The following is a 23,606-nucleotide window of genomic DNA, read 5'->3' on the forward strand; positions in this document are numbered from 1 at the left end:
TAACGCACTGCGTATCCACTTCTTTAGGCCGACGTGGCACTATCCACCTTGATCAGCGGTGGATTGGCAAGATTCACCGTCCCTGCTGCACTTTGCCGCGAAATGCCCCGCAAAGTCCGGCTCAACAATGACACTGATTAATGCAATAGGGCTCTAGCTTGACCGAAAACAACCTCTCAGAAGGCGAGATGCGCCGCGCCCTCGGCCTCGACCCCGCTCCGCCGAAACAAGCACAGTCACAGTCAAAACCCGCAGCCTGTTACACGCTCGTCGAACTGAGCGTGCGCAAGGACGGTGGCCCGCCCTTGCGTTTCGAGCATCGTTCGCGCTCGATCAGCACGCTCGCCGCCCAGCTCGAGGCCGAAAAAGCCGCACGCGCCAAGGGTTACGAGGTGTGGGTGTTGCTGGATATCCGGCAGATTTCAGAATAGCGGCTGGGCCATGTCCGGCTGCATCCACCCTGTTGGCGCGGGTTGCTGAGTCATCTTGATGCTGCAGCAGCGGGGCAGCCATAACGGCTGACTTTCTCCGCCGTTCGTCGGGCTGGCCGATGCTGGCTCCTGCTTCGCCTGTACCGATCCGCGGTAACCGCTACCCTCGGCGGTGCCGTGCACTTCATCTTGCGGATGAAGCCCAAGACACTGCGGCTTGGCGGCCCTGCGCCGGCGCGGTCCGCTCTGTTGCCGTAATTGTTCGACGAATATGACGGCCGTTCACGAATTCCCCAACGCCTTTGGCGACACTGTGGCGCAGTCGAGCGAGTGCGCTGGTCCGCATGGGGCTTGGTGTTGATAACCGTGACGGCATAATGCCTGCCGCTCCTGTATTGCCTGGCTTGCGCCCGCCCCGCCCTGCGGCGCATCACCAACCGGTCGAGGAATTTCCATGTCGCCCACAGCAGAACTGTCCCCTCAACCGACCAGTGGCGTCGCCAATTCGGCTGCCACACGCCGGGCATTGCTGCGCATCTCGGCCTTGCTGTTAGTGCTGTTCGTCGTGGCCAGTGCGGCGTTGGTGCAGATTGCGCTGGAGCAGAACACCCGGGCGCTCGAACAAGGCCGCTTCTATGTGGAAAAGGCCAGCCAGGCCCGGCAGAAGTCGATTCTGGCGACTATCAGCGACAACGCCTTTTGGGGCGATGCCTACCGCAACCTGCATGCCTCGGTCGATCTTGAATGGGCCTACACGCGGCAGAATCTGGGGCCCAGTCTGTTCGAGGATTTTGCCTTTGAGGGGCTGTTCGTCGTCGCTGCCAACGGTACTACCGCTTATGCGGTGGTTGACGGTCAACGGGTGGCAACCTCGGTGCAGCAGTGGCTGCAGCAAGACATAACCGACCTGCTCGCCCAGGCGCGTGAGCAGGCCGGGGATGGCGAACCGGTCGTGGGCTTTGTGCAGATAGCCGGTCAGCCGGCGCTGGTTGCGGCTGCGGGCATTACCCCCGGCGGCGATCCGCAGATAGTCGAGGTGCCGGGCCCGAAATCAGTATTGCTCTTCGTCGATCTGCTTGGGCCGGACAAGCTGCAAGCGCTTGGCGAGAGTTTCGGTATCGACAAGCTGCAGATGACGGCCGCTGCAACCGATGCGCCAGGCGCGGCCTCGTTGCCCCTGGCTACCCTCGACGGTGAGTCGGTGCTGCTGCGCTGGCAGCCGGCTCGGCCCGGCGATCAGTTGCTGTACCTGATTCTGCCGCTGCTGGCCCTGGCCGGGAGCATCTTTGCGCTGGTCACCTGGTTGACCCTGCGCCGGGCCATGGCTGCCGCGCGCGAGATGGATGCCAGCTATGCCTCCCTGTACGCGAGCCAGCGCGCGCTGTTGGTCAGTGAAACGCGCTTTCGCGATGTCGCCGAAGCCGCCTCGGACTGGATTTGGGAGGTTGATGCCGAGCTGCGGCTGACCTACCTTTCCGCACGTTTTCAGGCGGTGACCGGGCATGCCGAGAGTGACTGGCTGGGGCGGCCGCTCGATGAGTTCATCGACTGTCCCGGGGGGTTGTCCGTCTGGTTGAACAAGCGCAACAGCAGGGCCTCCAGCGGTACCCGGCAATGTCATTACCGCGCCCGGGATGGTCGCCTGCGCACCTGTCGACTCGCCATGCGCGCTGTTGCCGATCTGCAGGTTGCTGCTGGCTACCGCGGTACCGTCAGCGATATCACCGAAGAGGTCGAGGCCCGCGCCCGCATCGAACACCTGTCGCTGCATGATGCGCTGACCGGCCTGCCAAACCGCAACCGCATGCAGGAGTTCCTCGAGGGCAAGCTCAAGGCGGTACCCCGCGCGGCAAACCCACTGGTCATGCTCAGCCTCGACCTTGACCGCTTCAAGCCGGTCAACGATTCCTTCGGCCATGCAGTCGGCGATCAGGTGCTCAACGAAGTGTCCTGGCGCCTGCGCCAGTGCTTGCGCGATGACGACCTGGTCGCCCGCATGGGCGGTGACGAATTCATTTTGATTGTCAGTGGCATATCCACCCAGGAGGAAGTGGAGCACCTGTGCGGGCGCCTGGTCGCCACTATCGAGCAGCCATTCGAGATCGACAATCACAGTATTTTTATCGGCACCAGCATTGGCATCGCCATGGCGCCCGCCGATGCCACCTTGGCGGAAGAGTTGCTCCGTTATGCGGATATTGCCCTGTACGAGGCCAAGGGAGCCGGGCGCAATACCTGGCGTTTTTATGCCAGCGATATGCATGAGCGGGCCTTGGAACAGCGTCAGCTGGAAAGCGATTTGCGCCAGGCCTTGCAACACGACGAGCTGCGCCTGCTCCTGCAGCCACGCTATAGCGTCAAGGGCAAACGCATGGTCGCGGCCGAAGCCTTGGTTCGCTGGCAGCACCCGCAACGCGGACTGCTGAGCCCGGATAGCTTTATTTCAATCGCCGAGACCACCGGCTTGATCGTGCCCCTGAGTTCCTGGGTGCTGCATGCCGCCTGCATGGAAGCCATGAGCTGGAGCGAGAAACTGATCGTTTCGGTGAATCTCTCGTCGGTAGAGTTCAAGTTCGGGCACCTGGTTGAGCGGGTCAAGAACGTTCTCGACGCGACCGGCCTGCCGCCGTCGAGACTGGAATTGGAACTCACCGAGAGTGTCCTGCTGGAAGATGCCGAAAGCGCGCTGGTGACCATGCAGGCGCTCAAGGATCTGGGTGTCAGGCTGTCCATGGATGACTTTGGTACCGGCTATTCGTCCCTCGGCTACTTGCGCACCTTTCCTTTCGACGGGTTGAAGATCGATCGCAGTTTCATGTCCGACCTGAACGGTTGCGAGAACAGCCAGGCAATCATCAAGGCGATCATCGGGCTCGGGCGGGCGCTGTCCCTGACCGTGACGGCCGAGGGTGTGGAATCGCAGGGGCAACTCGATATCCTCCAGCAATACGACTGTGAGGAAGCCCAGGGCTACTTCCTCGACCGGCCGATGCAGCCGGCCCTGCTGCGCAGTGCGCTGGAGCGTCTGGAACAAGGGGCATGAGCCGGGCACTCTGGCGGCAAGCTGGAGGCCATCATGCTTGCTGGCCCGCAGGCACCTGTAGGCGCGACTGGGGTGCGTTCCGTTCGTAGGGCGGCTTCGCAGCGCAGCGACAACCCGCCAGCTGTTGTGCCGCGCCGGTGAATCCTGCAGGAAACCTCATAACCCATAAATCCAATGACATGCGGGTTGGCCTTGAGGCCGGATTGCGGCGCCTGGATAAGCCCGGATGCCGGGGCTGCGCCAACTTGCAGGAAGCGGACCTTCTCGCGGCTAAACCGGCTCCGGCACATCCTCGCTTCTGTCCATGGCCACCTGCCGGATCGACAGGCGGATCTCCGCCGGCAGCACGCGCTTGGCGGCGCCTTCGGCGAGCTCGCCCAGCAGCGGGTGGTGGCTGAGTTTGCCGGCCGGATCCTGGCGCAGCACGCGCTGGTCGAGGAGGGTCTGGATGAAGTGGCGGAACAGGCTCTTGTCGAAGAATTCCGGGGCATTGAGGCCATGCAGAATCGACAGGCGCTGGGCCATCACGGTACAGAGGTCTTCCAGTTCCTCGGCGCTGATCGCGTGCTGGCCGGCGTTGAGCAGCAGGGCGGTGGCCATGTAGAAGCGCTGCAGGGTCTGGGCGATGGTGCGCGAGAGCAGGGTCAGCAGGACGAAATTGCGCGAGCTGGGAAGCGGGCGCACGTAGACGTCGGCCTCGACAGTCAGCAGGCCCTGCTCGACGAAGGCGGCCAGCCATTGATCGACCACGGCGTCCAGTTCGTCCAGGTTCCAGCGGATGAACAGTTCGGCTTGCAGGTAAGGGTAGAGCGCACGGGTGTAGCGCAGGATCTGTTCGCGGCTGATCCGCGCGCTGCTCTGGAAGAAGCTGGTCAGTAGCGCGGGCAGGGCGAAGATGTGCAGCACATTGTTGCGGTAGTAGGTCATCAGCACCGCGTTGTGTTCATCCAGATAGAGGATCTTGCCCAGGGCGTCGCGCTGTTCGGCCAGCAGGCCCATGGCCTGCACATACTCGATCAGCCCCTGGCCATCGCCCTCCGGTAGGGTGCAGTGCGGCGCATAGGGCACGCGGCGCAGCAGTGCCAGGTACAGATCCAGCACTCGCGCCAGGGCGGGTTCGTCCAGGGCCAGCTTGCTGGTGGAGAGCAGTGCCAGGGCCACCAGGTTGACCGGATTGATCGCCGCCGCTTCGTTGAGGTGTTGCGCCACGCGTTGGCCGAGGCGGTTGGTGGCGCTGTTCAGCCAATCCGGGCGGAACTGCGTGCCATAGTCCTGGCTGCGCCAGTCCGGTTGCTGCTGGTCGAGGAACTCGGCCAGCTTGATCGGCTCGCCGAAATTCACCCAGACCTGGCCGAAGCGCTGCTTGAGCGCGCCCACGACCTTGAAGATGTCGAAGATCGATTCCTTCTTCTTGCTCGCGCCACGCAGCTCGCCCAGGTAGGTGCGGCCTTCCAGCACCCGTTCGTAGCCGACATACACCGGCACGAACACCACTGGCAGGCGGTGGCTGCGCAAAAAGCTGCGCACGGTAATCGCCAGCATGCCGGTCTTCGGCTGGAGCATGCGCCCGGTGCGCGAGCGGCCGCCCTCGACGAAGTACTCGACCGGGAAACCCTTGCTGAACAGGGTGTGCAGGTATTCGTTGAACACCGCGGTGTAGAGCGGGTTGCCCTTGAAGGTGCGGCGCATGAAGAAGGCGCCGCCGCGGCGCAGCAGGCCACCGATCAACGGCATGTTGAGGTTGATCCCGGCGGCGATATGCGGCGGGGTCAGGCCGTTGCGAAACAGCAGGTAGGACAGCAGCAGGTAGTCGATATGGCTGCGGTGACAGGGCACGTAGATCACCTCGTGACCCTGGGCCACCTCCTGCACGCCCTCGATGTGGTTGACCTTGATGCCGTCGTAGATCTTGTTCCAGAACCAGCTGAGCAGCAGTTCGAGGAAGCGGATCACCGTGTAGGTGTAGTCCGAGGCGATTTCGTTGGCGAAACGCAGCGCCCTGGCTTCGGCTTTGTGCAGGCTGATGTTGTCGCGCTCGGCTTCCTCGATGATCGCCTGGCGTACCTGCGGGCCATGGGCCAGGCCCTTGACCAGGTTGCGCCGGTGCGACACGTCGGGGCCGATGACCGCGGCCTTCTGCTGGCGAAAGTGCACGCGCAGGATGCGCTGGACCATGCGCAGGGTGCGTTCGCGGCCCTTGTCCTGCTCGACCAGTTCACGCAGCTGGATCGGCGTGGAGAACTGCACGCGGGTCTTGCGCCCCAGGATCAGGATGCTGGCCAGCCGGCGCAGGCGTCCGGTGACCGCCCAGCTGTCGGCGAACAGCAGCTTCCAGGCGCTGGTCTCGCGGTCCGGCGACTGGCCCCAGAACACGCTGACCGGGATGATCTGTGCATCCTCCGCGGCGTGCTGGCTGAGGGCGCTGACCAGGCGTTGCAGGGTGGGGGAGATGCCGCGCTTGTCCTGGCGGCCGAGCCAGTCGGGCTCCGGGGTCAGGTAGAAGAACGCCGCCGGCTCCAGCAGATCGCCCACCGCCACCGGCAAGATAGGGCGCGGCAGGCCAGCCTTGCGGCACTCCGTATCGACCACCGCCAGATCGCTCAAGGACGGCAGTTGCAGCACATAGAACACCGGCTTGCTACGGTCGAGCTTGAGGCTGAAGGCCGACTGGTTGATGGTTTCCGAGCGCACCCAGAGGTACAGCAGGCGGCGCAGGGTACCGAACACGAGGCGGCGAAACGGGGAGCGGGTCATACGGAGTCTGCTGGCTGTGCAAACGAGCATTTGCTCGGGGCGGCTAGTGTGCCGGATCGTTGGCGTGCCGGCAAAAGCTTGTCATGGGCCGATTGATTGAAACGCCAGCGCAGGTTGTGCCGGTTCGCGCGGGGGCTGAGGCAGTGCGAAGGATGATGCGGGCGGCGATCCGTCGGGCCGCGTAGGGTGAGCGCAGCAATACCCATCAGCGGTTCATGTCTGCAGCTGCCGGCATGGCGAATATCGATGATGGGTTAGCGCGCCTCTGTGCTGCTGGCAGCAGGTCCATTCGCGGCCGCCTAACCCATCCTCCGGGTTACGCGAGGGCCATGACTCCGGGTTCTTGGCTTGCACTGTTGGCGCCGGACTCCTTATAGTCCCGCCGGCATTTAAAGGCCGTTTCGCGGCTCTAGGGGCCGCGAGCAGGATCTGTTAGCGCACTGGTGAGGGTCCATGATCGAGATAAGCAAGCTGACCAAGCGTTTCGCACAGCACACGGTGGTGGACGACCTGTCCTTCAGCGTCGACCGGGGGGAAGTGTTGGGCTTTCTCGGCCCGAACGGCGCCGGCAAGTCCACCACCATGAAGATGCTCACCGGTTTTCTCGCGCCAACTACCGGCACGGCGCGCATTCTCGGCTTCGATATCCAGCAGGACACCCTCAAGGCCCAGCGCCAGATCGGCTACTTGCCGGAAGGCGCGCCCTGTTACGGCGACATGACGGTGCGTGGTTTCCTCGACTTCATCGCCGAGGTGCGCGGCTTCAAGGGGGCTGAAAAACGTCAGCGGGTGGCCAAGGCGGTGGCCCAGGTCGAGCTGGAGCATGTCCTCGAACAGTCCATCGAGACCCTGTCCAAGGGCTTCAAGCGCCGGGTCGGGCTGGCCCAGGCGATTGTCCATGATCCCAAGGTGCTGATCCTCGACGAGCCCACCGATGGCCTCGATCCGAACCAGAAGCACCAGGTGCGCCAGCTGATCCGGAGCCTGGCCCACGACAAGATCGTGATCATCTCCACCCATATTCTCGAAGAGGTTTCAGCCGTGTGCACCCGTGCGGTGGTGATCGCCCACGGCAAGCTGCTCGCCGATGGCACCCCGCTGGAGCTGGAAAGCCGCTCGCGCTATCACCAGGCGGTCACCCTGGTGGCCGAAGAGCCGCTGGATGTGGCAGCGCTGGCGGCCCTGCCGGGCGTGCTGGCGGTGGAAGCGAACGAGCGTGAGCACAGCCTCAGCGTACTGGCCAAGCCGGGCGAAGTGATCTTCGCCCAGGTCAATGCGCTAATCGTCCAGCGCGGCTGGCGAATCAAGGAATTGAATGTCGAGCGCGGTCGGCTGGACGAAGTGTTCCGCCGCCTGACTCGTGGAGAGGTGGTATGAGGCAGTTACCGGTGCTGTTCAAACGCGAGCTGGCGAGCTACTTCACCACGCCGCTGGCCTATGTGTTTATCGTGATCTTCCTGGTTCTGTCCGGGGTGTTCACCTTCTACCTGGGCGGTTTCTTCGAGAGTGGCCAGGCCAATCTGGCGCCCTTCTTCGGCTTCCATCCCTGGCTGTACCTGTTCCTGGTGCCGGCCATCGCCATGCGCCTGTGGGCCGAGGAGCGCAAGTCCGGCACCATCGAGTTGCTGATGACCCTGCCGATCACCCGCTTCGAGGCGGTCACCGGCAAGTTCCTCGCCGCCTGGGCGTTTGCCGGCCTGGCGCTGCTGCTGACTTTCCCGATGATCATCACCGTCAACTACCTGGGCGATCCGGACAACGGCGCCATCGCCACCGGCTACCTCGGCAGTTGGCTGCTGGCCGGCGCCTACCTGGCCATCGGCTCGTGCATGTCGGCGTTGGCGAAGAACCAGGTGATCGCCTTTATCCTGGCGGTCAGCGTGTGCTTCCTGTTCATCGTCAGCGGCTTTCCCATGGTGCTCGACGGCTTCAGTGGCTGGGCACCGCAATGGCTGATCGACGCGGTGGCGTCGCTGAGCTTCCTGACCCGTTTCGAGGCCATCAGCAAGGGCGTGATCGACCTGCGTGACTTGCTGTATTTCCTCACCCTGATCGCGGCCTGGTTGGCCGCGACGGCGGTGGTCATCGACCTGAAGAAAGCCGATTGAGGGCGCCCATGAAAAAGCTGATGTATTCCGGCGTCGGGCTCGTGCTTATCGCCCTGGCGTTTCTCGCCTTCAACCTGTTCGCAAGTATCAGCCTGACCGGCGCACGCCTGGATCTGACCGAGCAGAAACTGTACACCATCTCCTCCGGCACCAAGCAGATCCTTGCCGAGCTGGATGAACCGGTGGAGCTGGACTTCTTCTACTCCGATGCCGCCACCAAGGACCTGCCGGCACTGCGCACCTACGCCAAGCGGGTCGAGGAAATGCTCGAGGCCTACCAGCGTGAAGCCGGTGGCAAGCTCAAGCTGAACATCATCGACCCCGAGCCCTTCTCCGCGCAGGAGGACAAGGCAGCCGAGTTCGGCCTGCAGGCCATTCCCCTGCAGCCGGGCGGCGATTCGATCTACTTCGGCCTGGCCGGCAAGAACGCCGCGGGCGATGTGCAGGTGATCCCGTTCTTCGCCCTGGATCAGGAGGAGTTTCTCGAATACGAGATCAGCCGCCTGTTGCAGAGCCTGGCCAAGCCGGAGCGGCCGGTGGTCGGTGTGCTGTCCGGTCTGCAGATCAATGGCGGCTTCGACATGGCGTCACGCCAGCCGACGCCACCGTGGATGGTCATGGAGGAAATCCGCCAGCTGTTCCAGATCGAGAGCCTCAAGGCCGACGTCGACCTGATCCCCGAGAATGTCTCGGTGCTGCTGCTGGTGCACCCCAAGCAGTTGCCGCAGCAGACCCTCTATGCCATCGACCAGTTCGTCCTGCGTGGCGGCAAGCTGCTGGCCTTTGTCGATCCGTTCAGCGAGGCCGATAGCCAGGCCGAGATGCCCGGTGCGATGGCCCTCGACAAGTCCTCCGATCTCGAGCCGCTGTTCAAGGCCTGGGGCCTGCGCATGCTGCCGGATCAGGTGCTCGGCGATGGCTCCTACGCCATGTCGGTGAGCATGGGCCAGGATCGTCGGCCAGTGCGGCATGCCGCCTGGCTGAGCCTGCCGAAGAGCGCCCTGGATCAGGAGGACATCAGCACCGCTGGGCTGGAGAACCTGACCGTGGCCGCCGCCGGCATGCTCGAGCCTCTGGAGGGCGCCAAGACCCGTTTCATCCCGCTGATCCAGAGCTCGCAGTACGCCATGCCGTTCGACGTGAAGCGCTTCGCCATGTTGCAGAATCCGGAAGAACTGATCCGCGAACTGCAGCCAACCGGCGAGCGCTTCACCCTCGCCGCGCGGATCGACGGCCCGGCGCAGTCGGCCTACCCGGAGGGCATCGAAGGGCGCAAGGACGGGCTCAAGCAGGCGGACAACATCAATCTCATCGTGGTCGCCGATACCGATATGCTCAGCGACCGCATGTGGGTCCAGGTGCAGGACTTCTTCGGCCAGCGTATTCCGCAGCCGTGGGCGGACAACGCCAGCTTCACGATCAATGCGCTGGATAACCTGGCCGGTTCCGAGGCGCTGATCAGCGTGCGTTCGCGCGGCCGTTTCACCCGCCCGTTCGAGGTGGTTGAGGCATTGCAGCGCGAGGCCGAGACCCGTTACCGCGAGAAGGAGCAGGCCCTGCAGGCGCGCCTGGCGGACACCGAGCAGAAGCTCGCGGCTCTGCAGCAGAACGACGACCCGAGCAAGGCGCTGGAGCTGACCCCGGAGCAGCAGGCCACGGTGCGCCAGTTTCTTCAGGAGAAGCTGAAGATCCGCAAGGAACTGCGCGAGGTGCGCTACCAGCTGAACGCCGATATCGAGGCGCTGGGGCGCACGTTGAAGTTCGTCAATATCGCCCTGATGCCGCTGTTGCTGACCCTCGGCGTGCTGGCATTGTGGCTATGGCGGCGGCGCAAGCACGGTTGATGGGCTGAGCACCTTGCTGGAAGGGCGCAAGACGTCTCTGCGCCCCGAGTTGTGACAGCAACGAAAACGCAAAGGCCCGTCATTGACGGGCCTTTTCGTGTGTCCTGGCGCGCAGGCCATGGGGCGTCAGCCCCAGCAAGGTGGCACGGGGCGCGCCGCTGTTTGCCCGGTTCCCGTCGGGCCGCTCGTAGGGGATGGTCGCGCCTCGGCGCATGGCGCCTGCCACACTCTCATTTCAGTCAGATGACCGCCGCGTAATTTCATTATCATGCGCATCTATACTTAATCACGCACTCCCACTCGAGGAGTCCCTGTGCGCACTTTCAGTCCGCGGCTGTCTCGCGTCAGCGTCACCTTTGCGCTCAGCCTGTTGTTGCTGGCTATTCCCCTGGCCAGCCGTTACCTGTTGGGCTGGTCAGATCTGCGCGGCTACCTCTCGGACCTCGCCATCGGCGGCCTCCTGCTGCTGCTGTTGCGGCCTTGCCCACGCTGGATCGGTCTGCCGCTGCTGATCTTCTGGTGCGCCCTGAGCCTGGGCTCGGCCGAGTTGATCAGTGCGGTGGGGCGCATGCCCGATCCCGCCGACCTGCATTATCTGGGCGATCGGCAATTTCTCAGTCAGTCCACCGCAGGTGGCGGTATCGGTCACCCGCTACTGGCCGTGGCCATGGCCGTGGGGCTGCTGGTCTACCTGCTGTCGGCGCGGCGTCCGGGACGCAAGTCGACGCGGGCCTGGCGCTATGCCCATGCGCTGCCGCTGTTGCTGCTCGTGGGTCACGGCGGGCTGAACTTTCTAATGCCCAGCGAGGCCGACGAGTGGCGTCAATACAACCTGCCGCACAAGCTGCTGGCCACTGCGCTCAGCGCTGGAGATCTGCGTCTGCAGCGCTGGCAGGACGACAGCTCGGTCGAGGCCCCGGTCGATATCGCCGGGCTCAGCCGCCTCGACCTTGCCGGTAGGCCGCTGCTGGCGGCCGGGGGCAAGGCGCGCAATGTCCTGATCGTCACCCTGGAAGGTATTCCCGGTGCCTACATCGAGCGCAATCGCCAAGCCCTGCACAGTCGCTATCAGGAAAACCTGATGCCCAAGCTCAGCCGCTGGGCCGAGCGCGCCATGACCACCCCGGACTATGTGCTGCACAGTCACCAGACCATTCGCGGCCTGTACGCCATGCTCTGCGGCGATTACAGCAAGCTCGACACCGGCACGCCCAAGGGTGTGGAGATGCTCAACAACCATAAGCGCAACCAGCAATGCCTGCCGGCGCAACTGCATGCCCAAGGCTTCAGCACGCACTTTCTCCAGGGCGCCGGCCTGCAATTCATGGCCAAGGACAAGATCATGCCGCACATCGGCTTCGGCGAGACCCACGGCCGTGAATGGTTCCATAACCCGCCGGCGCTGGAGTTCGCCTGGGGCATGGACGATCGGGCCTACTTCGACGGCGTGCTGAGCTATGTGGCGCAACTGCGCCGCGGCCAGCAACCCTGGATGCTCACCCTGATGACCGTCGGCACGCATCAGCCCTATGCCGCCCCGGCGGCCTATCTGGCCCGCTATGCGGGGCCCAAGCAGGCCGCCGTCGGCTACCTGGACGACGCCATCGACCGCTTCCTCAGTGCCCTGGATCGTCAGGGCGTGTTCAAGGACACCCTGGTGATTGTCACCTCCGACGAGTCCCATGGCCTGGAAGACGTGCGCCTGGCCTCAGCCTGGGGCCTGAACCTGGTGTTTGCGCCGGAGCAGGCGCAGCTGCCGACCCTGAAAAGCGGCGTCTATGGCCATGTCGACCTGACCGCGTCGGTCCTCGACTACTTTGCCCTGCCGGTGCCGGCGAATATTTCCGGTCGCTCGCTGTTTCGTGACTACCCCGGCGGCCGCGAAATCATGTCGTACACCAACGGCATGCTGCGCCAGCATGACGGCAAGGGGCAGTTCATCGAGTGCAATTTCCAGCAGGTCTGCCGACGCTATGCCAGCGAGGGCTTCATCGCCGACAGCGCACGCTATCTCGGCCGCTTCAGCGGTCCGTCAGCCGAGTTGATCGCCGCGCGCGCGACCCTGCTGGATCACTCGCTGTTGAGCAGTCAGCTCGGTCAGCGCTACCGCTTCGCCAACCGCGATCGGGTCCAGCTAAAGGAGCGGGTCATGGACGACTGGACCGGTAATCTGGTCGGTGCCCAGTATCTGGACATGCCGCAGGATTCGCGGACCAGCGTGCACCTCAAGGTGCGTGCGCTGAATCTGGGCAAGCAAGGGGTGCAGTTGCAGCTCAAGACCAAGGAGTACGATCAGGACGACGGGTTGGCCATGCCGTCATTGCCGTTGCTGACGCGCAACGCACCGATTGACCTGAAGTTCAGCTTCGACAACCTGCAGGCGCGCAAGGCGTTTTCCTTCCACCTGCTGGGCCAGGGCCGCGGCCTCATCGAAATTACCGACTTCAGTGTGACGACTCGGCCACTGGTGCCGACGCGTAAGCTGGTCGCCAGCCGCGCCATACACTAGCCGCCGACGCGTCGGCGGCGGACTGGGCCAGTGGCTCGCCTCAGCTGGTGCGCCAGGTGATTTCCTCGACGCCATCGGCGCTGATGCGCATCCAGCGATCGGCTTGTTCGACGTTTTCTTCTTCCTGCCAGCTACCCGGAGCGCAGCGCACTTCGACGCCGAGCGCGGCAAAGGCTGCCTGGGCGCAGGTCAGGTCGTCTGCCCAGGGTGTGGCGGCGCTTTCCAGGTAGAGGCTATGCCACTTGCCGACGGCTTTCGGCAGCCAGGTCACCGGCACATCGCCGGCCAGGCACTTGAAGGTCTGGCCTTTCTGCTGCCAGGGCGTGCACGGGCCGAGCGCTTCGCTCAGCCAGGCGGCGATGGCGTGGTGGTCGGCATCTTTCAGGTAAATCTCGATATCCGGTTGGCGCATGGTCATCTGTTCCTGGGGAGCCTAAATTTTTTCGATCCAATCGTAGCGTATGGCAACCGTCACCTCTAAAGGTTCGGCGATCACCGCGGCGCGCCGTTCGGCGCTGGCGCGCCAGCCGTGGGGCGTCATCGCCAGCAGGTCGGCGCGGGCCTCGCTGCTGCTCAGTTGCAGCGTGAAGCTCAGGGTTTCGCTGTGGGCCAGGCGCATGCCTTCGGGGATCAGCTCGAGGTGCTTCTGGTCGTCGTAATTGCGGACTTCGTCATACAGCTTGTGCCGCAGTTGCATCAGGTGTTCACGGGTCGGGCCCATGCGCAGCAGGCCGCCGCCGGGGGCGAGCAGGCGTTTGGCTTCCGCCCAGTCGAGCGGGCTGAATACGCTGGCGAGCAGTTGGCAACTGGCGTCAGCCAGCGGCACCCGGGCCATGCTGGCGACCAGCCAGGTCAGCTGCGGCGAACGTTTGCAGCCACGCTTGATCGCTTCGCGGGAGATATCCAGGGCATAACCGTCGGCATCGGGCAGGGCGTCGGCCAGCTGTGCGCTGTAATAACCCTCGCCGCAGCCGACATCCAGCCAGCGCGCCGGCGCGTAGCCCGCGGCCAGCTCGGCCAGGCGTTTGGCCAGCGGCGCATAGTGGCCGCCATCGAGAAAGCGTCGGCGTGCCTCGACCATGGCGGCGTTGTCGCCGGGGTCGCGGCTGTTCTTGTGCTGCACCGGCAGCAGGTTCAGGTAGCCCTGACGCGCGCGGTCGAAACGATGCCCGGCCGGGCAGACCACGCCGTTGTCGACGGCGCTCAAGGCACCTTGGCAGAGGGGGCAGGTCAGCATGCGAAAAATCCGTGGAAATGTCGTAGCGAGCAACCCGAGAGCAAGGCGGACGGAACGCAGCGACGAGACATATCAGTTAGATAGGCGAGGAGCGAGTACCGCCCAACGCAGCTATCGGTGTGCGCAGTAGACATAGTCATGGATTTTCAGGCGAGCAGCTTGACGAGGGTCTGATAGTAGATCTCGGTCAGTACCTCCAGATCGCTGGCCAGCACGCGCTCGTTGATCTGGTGGATGGTGGCGTTGACCGGGCCGAGTTCGACCACCTGGGTGCCGAGGGTGGCGATAAAGCGTCCATCGGAGGTGCCGCCGCTGGTCGAAGGCTGGGTCTCGCGACCGGTCACGCTCTTGATGCTGGCGGCCACGGCGTCGAGCAGGGCGCCGGGTTCGGTGAGGAACGGCAGGCCGGACAAGGCCCACTCCACGTGATAGTCCAGGCCGTGCTTGTCGAGGATCGCGTTGACCCTGTGCTGCAGGCCTTCGACCGTGGATTCGGTGGAGAACCGGAAGTTGAAGATCGCCTGCAGTTCACCCGGGATCACGTTGGTGGTGCCGGTGCCGGCATTCAGGTTGGAGACCTGGAAGCTGGTCGGCGGGAAGAAGGCGTTGCCGTTGTCCCAGTGCTCGCTGGCCATCTCGGCCAGTGCCGGGGCGGCCAGGTGGATCGGGTTCTTGGCCAGGTGCGGGTAGGCCACATGGCCCTGCACGCCGCGCACCGTGAGCTTGGCGCCGAGCGAGCCGCGGCGACCGTTCTTGACCGTATCGCCAACCAGCGAGGTGCTCGACGGCTCGCCGACGATGCACCAGTCCAGGCGTTCGCCCCGCGCGGCCAGGCGCTCGACCACGGCCTTGGTGCCGTGCTGGGCCGGGCCTTCTTCGTCGCTGGTGATCAGGAAGGCGATGCGGCCCTTATGCAGCGGGTGGTCGGCGACGAAGCGCTCGACGGCGATGATCATCGAGGCCAGGCTGCCCTTCATGTCGGCTGCGCCGCGCCCGCAGAGCATGCCCTGCTCGTCGATCAGGGCGTCGAACGGCTGATGCTGCCAGGCCTGCAGCGGGCCGGTCGGCACCACGTCGGTGTGCCCGGCGAAGCACAGCACCGGACCATCCTGCTGGCCATGGCTGGCCCAGAAGTTATCCACTTCCTCGATGCGCATGGCTTCGATCTGGAAACCCAGGGCGTCGAGGCGGCGCATCATCAGCTCCTGGCAGCCTTCGTCGACCGGGGTGACGGACGGGCGGCGAATCAGGTCGCAGGCGAGTTCCAGGGTGGGCGTCAGGGTCGGGGCGGGGGCAGTCATTGCGGCTCCAGAGCGGCGTCAAGCGGAAAGGCCGCCATCTTAAAGCAAAACGGCGGCCCTTGGCCGCCGTCAGGCTGTTTCCCGATTAATGTTCAGACCCTGGCCGGTTGCTCGAGCGACTGCGGCTGGGGGGCTGGCAGCGACGACAGCAGGGCCATGATCAGGGCCGCCAGGTAGGGCAGCGATTGCACCAGCAGCATGGCCACCCAGAACTTCACGTCCGGGCTGGGCATGCCCTGGACCAAGGCAATGCCGGCGGCGGCGCCCCACAGCAGGAACAGGATGAACACCTCTTCGCGGGCCTCTGCCAGGGCCAGTAGCAGGCCGTGCTGGCTGCGCATCTTCGGCGTACGGAAGAACGGGATGCTGCTGGTGAACAGGCCGTACAGCACCGCCTTGGCAATGGTGTGCGACAGGGCCAGGCCGGCCAGGGCAGCGCTGAAGGCGTCGCTCAGGGTCACCCTGACTGCGCGGCGGTAGAGGAACAGGATCTTGCCCAGCTTGAACAGGAACAGCGCCAGGGGCGGAATGGCGAAGATCAGCAACGGCGGGTCGACACGGTTGGGCACTATGATCATCGCCGCCGACCAGAGCAGCGCGCCGACGGTGAAGAAGATGTTCAGGCCGTCGGCGATCCACGGCAGCCAGCCGGCGATGAAGTGGTAGCGCTGGCCGCGGGTCAGTTCGCTGGCCTTGCCCAGCAGCAGGCTGGCGGCGTGACGCTTGATGATCTGGATGGCGCCATAGGCCCAGCGGAAGCGCTGCTTCTTGAAGTCGATGAAGGTGTCGGGCATCAGGCCCTTGCCGTAGCTGTCCTCCGAGTAGGCGGCGGACAGGCCCTTCTCGAAGACCCGCAGGCCCAACTCGGCATCTTCGGTGATGCACCAGTCGGCCCATTTCAGCTCGTCGAGCACCGCGCGGCGGGTCATGGTCATGGTGCCGTGCTGGATGATCGCGTCGCGCTCGTTGCGGGTGATCATGCCGATGTGGAAGAAGCCCTTGTATTCCGCATAGCAGAGCTTCTTGAACAGCGATTGCTGCTGGTCGCGGTAGTCCTGTGGGGACTGCACCACGGCGATCCGTGGGTCGGCGAAGTGCGGCACCATGTGCTTGAGCCAGTTACGGTCGACGCAATAGTCCGAGTCGATTACTGCAATCACCTCGGCATCGGCGGCGGTGTACTGCATCACGTGGTTCAGCGCGCCGCCCTTGAAGCCAGCCAGCGGTGCGACATGGAAGAAGCGGAAGCGCGGGCCAAGGCTGGCGCAATGGGCCTGCACGGGCTGCCATATCGCCGGGTCTCGGGTGTTGTTGTCGATCACCAGGACTTCGAAGTCCGGGTAGTCTAGGCGGGCCAGGGCGTCGAGGGTCTGTTTGACCATCTCCGGCGGCTCGTTGTAGCAGGGCACGTGCACCGACACCTTGGGCCGGTAGGCCTGCTCGGCGATGACCGGGCGGAACGGCCGGCGACGGTCGTGCATCCACACCGCCTCGGCCAGTTCGTGGGCCTCGGTGAGCAGCACGATGAACACGCCAAGTGCGCCCAGGCCGAGCAGGCCGCCCACGGTCAGGCTGAACCAGGTGCTGTACTGCAAGCTGTAGTCGTAGGCGATCCACACCAGCAGCGAGCCGCCGGCGAAGGCAACGAAGGTCAGGAAGGTGCGGCCGCGCTGGCGCAGGGCGCTGCTGTCGATCAGCAGCAGGGCCAACGCCAGCAGCGCCAGGACCACCGAAGCGACCGCCAGCAGGCGCCAGGCGGGAATTGCCACCACCGGGCCCTCGAAGGCGAACTTGGCTTGCCGTTCCAGGTTGTAGACGCCCCAATAGGCGCCGACTGCGCCTTCCTCGGCGGTCTTCCACGGCTGGTCGAAGGCTTCGACGACAAAGTAGTTGTATCCCTTGGCGTTGAGGGTGTTGACCAGGGTGCGCAGGTAGATGGCCTGGTTGGCCGGCGAGGCATCGGCGCCGCCGCGCATGCGGCCGTTGCTCGGCCAGCCGACCTCGGACAACAGCAGCGGTTTCTTCGGGAACAGGCGCTTGAGGCTCTTCGCCCGGTCAAGCACGAACTGCACCGACTTATCCATCGGCATGAATTCCCAATAGGGCAGCACGTGGGCGGCGATCAGGTCGACATGCCTGGCCAGCTGGGGGTTATCCTCCCAACTGTGCCACTGTTCGGAGGTGGTCACCGGGACCTTGACCGCGGCGCGCACCCGGTCCAGGTAGGCACTCAGTTGCTCGACGCTGACCTCGCGGCGGAACAGCGCCTCGTTGCCCACCACCACGCGGATCACGCTGCGCTCGCGCTTGGCCAGCTCGATGGCCTTGGCGATCTCGCGTTCGTTGCGTTGCAGGTCGCGGCTGATCCACACCCCGAGGGTGACGCGCAGGCCGAACTCCTCGGCCAGGCGCGGAATATCGGCCAGGGTGCCTTCCACCGAGTAGGTGCGAATATTGTCGGTCTGGCTGCTGAGCAACTCCAGGTCGGCGCGGATCTGCGCATCGCTCGGGTAGCTGCCGTGCTGGGGGGCCTGGCCCGCACGGAAGGGCGAGAAGGAGTAGCCGGCAATCTGCTCCGGCCAATCCGGCGCGCTCACCGGCCGGTTGACCAGCGCCCAGAGGCCGGCGCACAGCGCGGCGATCGTCAAGACCACGACGAGGTTGAGTCCAAGTTTGCGCGAAGGCATAGCGTTTCAAGTTCCGAAGAGGGGAACGGGGAGGAACCGGCGAACGCCGGGTGGCGCGCATCCTACTCTCCGCTCGAACGCCTGTATAGCACCCGCAGACCCCGTGTTTCGGGGGCTGTGGGCGCCTGGGCGTTAAAGTTCAACGGCAGTGCGAAAGTTCGCCTGGGGCGAACGAGGCGCTGCGGGCGTGCCGGATCGTCGGCCGAATTGATGCCTGGGGCAAAAGTCGGTCTTGGGTGGCGGCCACGGGCTTCCTATAATGCGCGCCTGCCCCATCCCGGGCGCGAGGTGATGATATGCCGCTCGACGAACAACGCTTTGCTGGAATTGCCCGCCTGTACGGTCGCGAGGGCGCCGAACGGCTTGCCGCGGCGCATGTCGCGGTGGTCGGCATTGGCGGTGTCGGTTCCTGGGCGGCCGAGGCGCTGGCGCGCTCGGGGGTCGGCGAGATCTCGCTGTTCGACCTGGACGATGTCTGCGTCAGCAACACCAACCGGCAGATCCAGGCGTTGGATGGCACGGTCGGCCAGGCCAAGGTCGAGGTGATGGCGGCGCGCATCCGCGCGATCAATCCGGCCTGCGTGGTGCACGCGGTGGCGGACTTCGTCACCCGCGAGAGCATGGCCGAGTACATTACCGAACAACTCGACGCGGTGATCGACTGCATCGACAGCGTCAACGCCAAGGCGGCGCTGATTGCCTGGTGCAAGCGGCGCAAGATCCAGGTGGTGACCACCGGTGGCGCCGGCGGGCAGATCGACCCGACGCAGATCCAGGTCAGCGACCTGAACAAGACCTGGAACGATCCGCTGGCCGCCAAGGTGCGCTCGACCCTGCGCCGCGACTACAATTTCTCGCGCACGCCGGGGCGCAACTACAGCGTGCCCTGCGTGTTCTCCACCGAGCAACTGCGCTACCCCAAGCCGGACGGCAGCGTGTGCCAGTACAAGGGCTTCGTCGGCGAAGGGGTCAAGCTCGACTGCGCTGGCGGTTTCGGCGCGGCGATGATGGTCACCGCGAGCTTCGGCATGGTCGCTGTGGCCAAGACCGTGGAAAAGCTGGTGGCCGGCGCGCGCAGGCCGGCCGAGCGCGTTTCGCATGTGGACTAGTGGCCTCTACGGTTGGTGAATGCCGTTCGCAGGTTTGCCCCTTGTCCGTGGGGTGGGGGCGAAACCTCTGCCGTGCACCTCGACGCAGTACTCTGGCAGCCCTGCGGGCTGCATTCAACGCAGGGCGCGCGCCACAAGGTGGCGGATCGGCTTGAAACAGGCAATCAACGATTTAATCGATAGGCTCGCTAGATCCTCGGCGTCAGCGTGCTAGCTGCGTTCCGTCAATTCGCGCATGCGCTGCAGCACGGCATTCAGGCCATTGCTGCGCGAGGGCGAGAGCTGGCGTGCCAGGCCGAGCTGGGCGAACCAGTCGGCCAGGTCGATTGCAGCGAGATCCGCCCTGGTCAGGCCGTTGACCCGGGCCAGCAGCAGCGCCAGCAGCCCGCGCAGCAGGCGCGCATCGCTGCTGGCGCAAAACTGCCAGACCTGCCCCCGTTGTTCGGCGATCAGCCAGACCTGACTTTCGCAGCCGTGCACGCGATTGGCCTCGCAGCGCCCCGCGTCACTCAGCGCGGGCAGGCGTTCGCCCCACTGCATCAGCAAGCGCGCGCGCTGTTCCCAGCCGGGGCATTGAGCGAAGGCGGCGAGCGCCTGCTCGGCGCCGGCGGGCAGGCTCATCGCAGCAGCTCCAGGGCCTGATCCAGGGCGGCGAAGAAACGCTGCAGATCCGCGCTGTCGTTGTACAGGCCCAGGGATACGCGGATCGCGCCGGCCAGGCCGAAGCTTTTCAGCAAGGGCATGGCGCAGTGATGACCGGCGCGCACGGCGATGCCCTGTTCGGTGAGCAGGTGGGCGAGGTCGGCATTGTGCACCCCCGCGACGACGAAACTGGCCAGCGCGACGCTGGGCGCGCCCAGCAGGCGGATGCCGTCGCGCGCCGCCAGCCCGCTGAGCAGTTGGCCATGCAGCGCCGCTTCGTGGGCAGCCACGGCAGCCGCGTCCAGTGCGCTCAGATAGTCCAGGCTGGCGCCCAGGGCGATCACCCCGGCGATCGGTGGCGTACCGGCCTCGAAGCCCAGCGGTGCAGGACGAAACTCGGCGCACTGGTAATCCGCCACCCGCACCATTTCCCCGCCGAACTGCCAGTGCTTCAGACGCTGCAGTGCCGCTTTGCGGCCATAGAGCAAGCCCACGCCATCGGGGCCGTAGAGCTTGTGGCTGGAGCAGACGTAGAAGTCGCACCCCAGGGTCTCGACATCATGGCGGCCATGCACCACACCCTGGGCGCCATCGACCACGGTCAGCGCCCCCCGGGCTTGGCCCAGGGCGAGCAGCTCGGGCAGCGGCTGCCAGCAGCCGAGCACATTGGACAGCTGGCTGAGGGCCAATACCCGGGTGCGCGGGCCGATCAGGTCGGCCGCCTGTTCGAGGTCGATCAGGCCGCTGGCATCCAGCGGCAGAACGATCAGCTTGAGATGGCGGCGCAGGGCCAGCTGCTGCCAGGGGATTAGATTGGCGTGGTGTTCCAGGGCGCTGATGACAATTTCGTCACCGGCCTGCAGCTCATGCTCCAGGCCATAGGCCAGCAGATTGAACGCTTCGGTGGCGCTGCGGGTAAACAGGATCTGCGCCGAGTCTGGCGCATTCAGCCAGCGCGCGACCTTGTCACGGCTGCTTTCGAAGGCGCGGGTGGCCCGCTCGCCCGGCACATGCTGGGCACGGTGCACATTGGCCGCACCGCCCGCGTAGTAGCCGAGCAGGGCATCGAGCATGGCCTGCGGCTTTTGGGCGGTGGCGGCACTGTCCAGGTAGGTCTGGCCCTCGCCGTCGAGGGCCAGGATGCCGGGAAAGTCGGCACGCCATGGGGAGGGCAAAGACATTGCAGAGTTCCTGCGGGTGACGAGAACCGTAGATACCGTCTTGCCCGATGAGGGGCAAGGCGGTATCTACAAAACCTATGGCTTGCAGCTTGTGGCTGCGGTTAATTATGCGCGTGCAGGGCTTTGTTGAGTTCGATCGCCGACTTGTGGGTCTTGCATTCCACGCTGCCGGTTTGCGAGTTGCGGCGGAACAGCAAATCCGGCTGGCCGGCCAGTTCACGCGCCTTGATCACCTTGACCAGCTGGTTCTGGCCATCGAGCAGCGCCACCTTGGTGCCGGCGGTGATGTACAGGCCCGACTCCACGGTGTTGCGGTCGCCCAGGGGAATGCCGACCCCGGCGTTGGCGCCGATCAGGCAGCCTTCGCCCACGGAAATCACCAGGTTGCCGCCGCCGGACAGGGTGCCCATGGTCGAGCAGCCGCCGCCCAGGTCGGAACCCTTGCCGACGAATACGCCAGCGGAGACGCGGCCTTCGATCATGCCCGGGCCTTCGGTCCCAGCATTGAAGTTGACGAAACCTTCGTGCATCACGGTAGTGCCTTCACCGATGTAGGCACCCAGACGTACGCGAGCGGTATCGGCGATGCGCACACCGCTCGGCACTACGTAGTCGGTCATTTTCGGGAACTTGTCCACCGAGAATACTTCCAGCAGTTCGCTGCGCAACCGCGCTTCCAGTTGCCGTTCGGGCAGTTCGCTGAGGTCGATGGCGCCCTGGCTGGTCCAGGCCACGTTCGGCAGCAGCGGGAAGATCCCGGTCAGGTTCAGGCCGTGCGGCTTGACCAGGCGGTGCGACAGCAGGTGCAGCTTGAGGTAAGCCTCGGGCGTGCTGCTCAGGGGCAGATCTTCGGCGAGGAAGGTGGCGACCAGTGGCTGGTGGCTTTCCGCCAGGCGGGTGAGCAGGGCTGCCTGGGCCGCATCGATACCTTTCAATGCTTCGGCCAGGTCGCCGGCTTGCTGGGTGGTGAAGCCGATTGCCTGGTTGCCACCGCTGTAACCGAGCTTTTCGGCGGCCTTGGCCACCAGATCGGCCGCTGGCTGGAGCAGGGGCTGGGCATAGTAGACTTCCAGCCAGTTGCTTTGACGATTCTGGGTGCCGACGCCAAAGGCCAGGCTGAAGAGGGTAGTGGTCATGTTGCTTTCCTTAACGCGAATCCAATGAGGGGGTGGTTCAAGCCAGTTCAGCGGCATAGCGCTCAGGCTTGAAACCAACCAGGGTCTTGTTGCCGAGATCCAGCACCGGGCGCTTGATCATCGACGGCTGAGCGAGCATCAGCTCGATCGCCTTGTTCTGGTCGAGGTCGGCTTTGTGCGCCTCGTCCAGCTTGCGGAAGGTGGTACCTGCACGGTTGAGAATGGTTTCCCAACCATGTTCGGTGCACCACTTGTCCAGGTTCTCACGGTCGATGCCGGCGGTTTTGTAATCATGGAAGCCGTAGCTTACCCCGTGCTCGTCGAGCCAGGTGCGAGCTTTCTTCATGGTGTCGCAGGCTTTGATGCCATAGAGGGTTTTGCTCATGCTGGCAGGCTCTTCACGTTGTCGATAGCGGTAACGAAAGCGCGAATCCGTTCGGCGGCTGTCACGCACTCGGCCAACGGTGCGACCAATGCCATGCGCACGCGCCCGGCACCCGGGTTGAAGCCGTCGACGCTGCGCGACAGGTAGGAGCCGGGCACTACGGTCACGTGTTCGCGGGCGAACAGTTCACGGGTGAAGGTTTCATCGTCCATCGGGGTTTTCGCCCACAGGTAGAAGCCACCATCGGGGCGCTGCACATCGAGCACGCCGTCGAGAATCGCCAGCACGGCATCGAACTTCTCGCGGTACAGCTCGCGGTTGGCCTTGACGTGCTGTTCGTCGTTCCAGGCGGCAATGCTGGCCAGCTGGGTTTGCACCGGCATGGCGCAGCCGTGGTAGGTACGGTACAGCAGGAAAGATTTCAATATGTCGGCGTCACCGGCGACGAAGCCCGAACGCAGGCCCGGCAGGTTGGAGCGCTTGGACAGGCTGTGGAATACCACGCAGCGTTTGAAGTCGGTGCGGCCCAGTTCGGCGCAGGCGGTCAGCAGGCCGGCGGGTGGATTCAGCTCGTCGAAATACAGCTCGCTGTAGCACTCGTCGGCGGCGATGACGAAATCGTACTCATCGGCCAACTGGATCAGCTGCTTGAGGGTGGCCAGCGGAATCAGCGCGCCGGTCGGGTTGCCGGGCGAGCAGAGGAAGAGGATCTGGCAGCGCTGCCACACCTCTGCCGGTACCGCGTCGAAATCCGGGTTGAAGCCATGCTGTTCCAGGCACGCCAGGTAGTGGGGCTGGGCACCGGCGAGCAGGGCCGCGCCTTCGTAGATCTGGTAGAACGGATTGGGGCTGATCACCAGGCCGTCGACCCCCCGTTGCACCACGGTCTGGGTAAAGGCGAACAGGGCTTCGCGCGTGCCATTGACCGGCAGCACATGGCGCGCCGGGTCGAGCATGCCGGCTGGCAGGTTGAAGCGTTGGCTGCACCAGCTGGCGATCGCTTCACGCAGTTCGGCGATGCCCAGGGTGCTGGGGTAGACCGCCAGTTTCTCCAGGTTGGCGCTGAGCGCCTCGGCGACGAAAGCCGGCGAGCGATGCTTGGGCTCGCCGATCGACAGGGCGATGGCCGGCTTGTCGCTGGGCGGCTGGGCCCCGGCCAGCAGGGCGCGGAGCTTTTCGAAGGGGTAGGGTTGCAGCTGGTTCAAAGCGTCGTTCATGTGGCTTTCCTGGGTACTGCAA

At 64.8% G+C, this 23,606-nt stretch carries 17 protein-coding genes; 7 read left to right on the top strand and 10 right to left on the bottom strand.

Annotation, left to right across the window (positions count from 1 at the left end):
• Window positions 1-158 precede the first annotated feature (158 nt).
• Window positions 159-431 carry a hypothetical protein gene (locus tag PH586_RS13195; protein ID WP_271348223.1) on the top strand — a complete coding sequence of 91 codons (273 nt, stop codon included), beginning with the start codon at window positions 159-161 and terminating at the stop codon, window positions 429-431.
• Between the two features lie 454 nt (window positions 432-885).
• Window positions 886-3,474, top strand: coding sequence for a bifunctional diguanylate cyclase/phosphodiesterase (locus PH586_RS13200; RefSeq protein WP_271348224.1), 2,589 nt, complete (start codon window positions 886-888; stop codon window positions 3,472-3,474).
• A gap of 270 nt (window positions 3,475-3,744) precedes the next feature.
• Here the strand turns inward: PH586_RS13200 and plsB are convergent, their stop codons facing one another.
• A complete protein-coding gene (gene plsB / locus PH586_RS13205; protein WP_271348225.1) occupies window positions 3,745-6,228 on the bottom strand; it encodes a glycerol-3-phosphate 1-O-acyltransferase PlsB in 2,484 nt (827 codons plus the stop codon).
• A gap of 453 nt (window positions 6,229-6,681) precedes the next feature.
• On the opposite strand from plsB, the gene PH586_RS13210 reads away from it, so the two are divergent.
• The 4 genes from PH586_RS13210 (at window position 6,682) to PH586_RS13225 (ending at window position 12,689) form a co-directional block, all read left to right on the top strand.
• Window positions 6,682-7,605, top strand: a complete 924-nt coding sequence (locus tag PH586_RS13210) for an ABC transporter ATP-binding protein (protein WP_271348226.1) — start codon at window positions 6,682-6,684, stop codon at window positions 7,603-7,605.
• Entirely contained in the window at window positions 7,602-8,336 is a 735-nt protein-coding gene (locus PH586_RS13215; protein WP_271348227.1) for an ABC transporter permease subunit, read from the top strand. The genes PH586_RS13210 and PH586_RS13215 overlap by 4 nt, the downstream gene beginning before the upstream one ends.
• Before the next feature lie 8 nt (window positions 8,337-8,344).
• Entirely contained in the window at window positions 8,345-10,180 is a 1,836-nt protein-coding gene (locus PH586_RS13220; RefSeq protein ID WP_271348228.1) for a GldG family protein, read from the top strand.
• Between the two features lie 313 nt (window positions 10,181-10,493).
• The gene (locus tag PH586_RS13225) at window positions 10,494-12,689 is read left to right on the top strand and encodes an LTA synthase family protein (RefSeq protein WP_271348229.1); all 2,196 of its coding nucleotides are present in this window, start codon (window positions 10,494-10,496) and stop codon (window positions 12,687-12,689) included.
• 40 nt (window positions 12,690-12,729) lie between these two features.
• Here the strand turns inward: PH586_RS13225 and PH586_RS13230 are convergent, their stop codons facing one another.
• From PH586_RS13230 to PH586_RS13245, 4 genes are all read right to left on the bottom strand, one after another.
• Window positions 12,730-13,101: a hypothetical protein gene (locus PH586_RS13230; protein WP_271348230.1), complete on the bottom strand. Its 372-nt coding sequence runs from the start codon at window positions 13,099-13,101 to the stop codon at window positions 12,730-12,732.
• 21 nt (window positions 13,102-13,122) lie between these two features.
• On the bottom strand, window positions 13,123-13,926 hold the full coding sequence (locus PH586_RS13235) for a putative RNA methyltransferase (RefSeq protein ID WP_271348231.1): 804 nt from the start codon (window positions 13,924-13,926) through the stop codon (window positions 13,123-13,125).
• 146 nt (window positions 13,927-14,072) lie between these two features.
• A complete protein-coding gene (dapE, locus tag PH586_RS13240; protein ID WP_271348232.1) occupies window positions 14,073-15,227 on the bottom strand; it encodes a succinyl-diaminopimelate desuccinylase in 1,155 nt (384 codons plus the stop codon).
• A gap of 92 nt (window positions 15,228-15,319) precedes the next feature.
• Window positions 15,320-17,914, bottom strand: coding sequence for a glycosyltransferase (locus tag PH586_RS13245; protein WP_271348233.1), 2,595 nt, complete (start codon window positions 17,912-17,914; stop codon window positions 15,320-15,322).
• Window positions 17,915-18,210: 296 nt separating this feature from the next.
• Between PH586_RS13245 and tcdA the strand changes: the two genes are divergently transcribed.
• Window positions 18,211-19,023 (top strand): tRNA cyclic N6-threonylcarbamoyladenosine(37) synthase TcdA, encoded by an 813-nt coding sequence (gene tcdA / locus PH586_RS13250; RefSeq protein ID WP_271348234.1) that lies wholly within the window; start codon window positions 18,211-18,213, stop codon window positions 19,021-19,023.
• 210 nt (window positions 19,024-19,233) lie between these two features.
• Here tcdA and PH586_RS13255 read toward each other — a convergent pair whose 3' ends face one another.
• The 5 genes from PH586_RS13255 to dapC form a co-directional block, all read right to left on the bottom strand.
• Window positions 19,234-19,644, bottom strand: a complete 411-nt coding sequence (locus PH586_RS13255; protein ID WP_271348235.1) for a SufE family protein — start codon at window positions 19,642-19,644, stop codon at window positions 19,234-19,236.
• Window positions 19,641-20,846 carry an aminotransferase class V-fold PLP-dependent enzyme gene (locus PH586_RS13260; RefSeq protein WP_271348236.1) on the bottom strand — a complete coding sequence of 402 codons (1,206 nt, stop codon included), beginning with the start codon at window positions 20,844-20,846 and terminating at the stop codon, window positions 19,641-19,643. The genes PH586_RS13255 and PH586_RS13260 overlap by 4 nt, the downstream gene beginning before the upstream one ends.
• A 101-nt stretch (window positions 20,847-20,947) precedes the next feature.
• The gene (gene dapD / locus PH586_RS13265) at window positions 20,948-21,982 is read right to left on the bottom strand and encodes a 2,3,4,5-tetrahydropyridine-2,6-dicarboxylate N-succinyltransferase (protein ID WP_271348237.1); all 1,035 of its coding nucleotides are present in this window, start codon (window positions 21,980-21,982) and stop codon (window positions 20,948-20,950) included.
• A 37-nt stretch (window positions 21,983-22,019) separates the two neighbouring features.
• Window positions 22,020-22,367 carry an ArsC family reductase gene (locus PH586_RS13270; RefSeq protein WP_271348238.1) on the bottom strand — a complete coding sequence of 116 codons (348 nt, stop codon included), beginning with the start codon at window positions 22,365-22,367 and terminating at the stop codon, window positions 22,020-22,022.
• Window positions 22,364-23,584 carry a succinyldiaminopimelate transaminase gene (gene dapC / locus PH586_RS13275; RefSeq protein WP_271348239.1) on the bottom strand — a complete coding sequence of 407 codons (1,221 nt, stop codon included), beginning with the start codon at window positions 23,582-23,584 and terminating at the stop codon, window positions 22,364-22,366. The genes PH586_RS13270 and dapC overlap by 4 nt, the downstream gene beginning before the upstream one ends.
• Window positions 23,585-23,606 lie beyond the last annotated feature (22 nt).

This window comes from Pseudomonas aestuarii (assembly GCF_027988105.1).
Lineage (GTDB): Bacteria > Pseudomonadota > Gammaproteobacteria > Pseudomonadales > Pseudomonadaceae > Aquipseudomonas > Aquipseudomonas aestuarii.

Bases quoted from the DNA above. Each gene is read 5' to 3' on its own strand.
- PH586_RS13270 (WP_271348238.1), bottom strand. From the start codon at position 22,367: ATGAGCAAAACCCTCTATGGCATCAAAGCCTGCGACACCATGAAGAAA.
- dapD (WP_271348237.1), bottom strand. From the start codon at position 21,982: ATGACCACTACCCTCTTCAGCCTGGCCTTTGGCGTCGGCACCCAGAAT.
- PH586_RS13200 (WP_271348224.1), top strand. From the start codon at position 886: ATGTCGCCCACAGCAGAACTGTCCCCTCAACCGACCAGTGGCGTCGCC.
- PH586_RS13230 (WP_271348230.1), bottom strand. From the start codon at position 13,101: ATGCGCCAACCGGATATCGAGATTTACCTGAAAGATGCCGACCACCAC.
- dapC (WP_271348239.1), bottom strand. From the start codon at position 23,584: ATGAACGACGCTTTGAACCAGCTGCAACCCTACCCCTTCGAAAAGCTC.
- PH586_RS13220 (WP_271348228.1), top strand. From the start codon at position 8,345: ATGAAAAAGCTGATGTATTCCGGCGTCGGGCTCGTGCTTATCGCCCTG.
- PH586_RS13255 (WP_271348235.1), bottom strand. From the start codon at position 19,644: ATGAGCCTGCCCGCCGGCGCCGAGCAGGCGCTCGCCGCCTTCGCTCAA.
- PH586_RS13210 (WP_271348226.1), top strand. From the start codon at position 6,682: ATGATCGAGATAAGCAAGCTGACCAAGCGTTTCGCACAGCACACGGTG.
- PH586_RS13215 (WP_271348227.1), top strand. From the start codon at position 7,602: ATGAGGCAGTTACCGGTGCTGTTCAAACGCGAGCTGGCGAGCTACTTC.
- tcdA (WP_271348234.1), top strand. From the start codon at position 18,211: ATGCCGCTCGACGAACAACGCTTTGCTGGAATTGCCCGCCTGTACGGT.
- PH586_RS13235 (WP_271348231.1), bottom strand. From the start codon at position 13,926: ATGCTGACCTGCCCCCTCTGCCAAGGTGCCTTGAGCGCCGTCGACAAC.
- dapE (WP_271348232.1), bottom strand. From the start codon at position 15,227: ATGACTGCCCCCGCCCCGACCCTGACGCCCACCCTGGAACTCGCCTGC.
- plsB (WP_271348225.1), bottom strand. From the start codon at position 6,228: ATGACCCGCTCCCCGTTTCGCCGCCTCGTGTTCGGTACCCTGCGCCGC.
- PH586_RS13260 (WP_271348236.1), bottom strand. From the start codon at position 20,846: ATGTCTTTGCCCTCCCCATGGCGTGCCGACTTTCCCGGCATCCTGGCC.
- PH586_RS13245 (WP_271348233.1), bottom strand. From the start codon at position 17,914: ATGCCTTCGCGCAAACTTGGACTCAACCTCGTCGTGGTCTTGACGATC.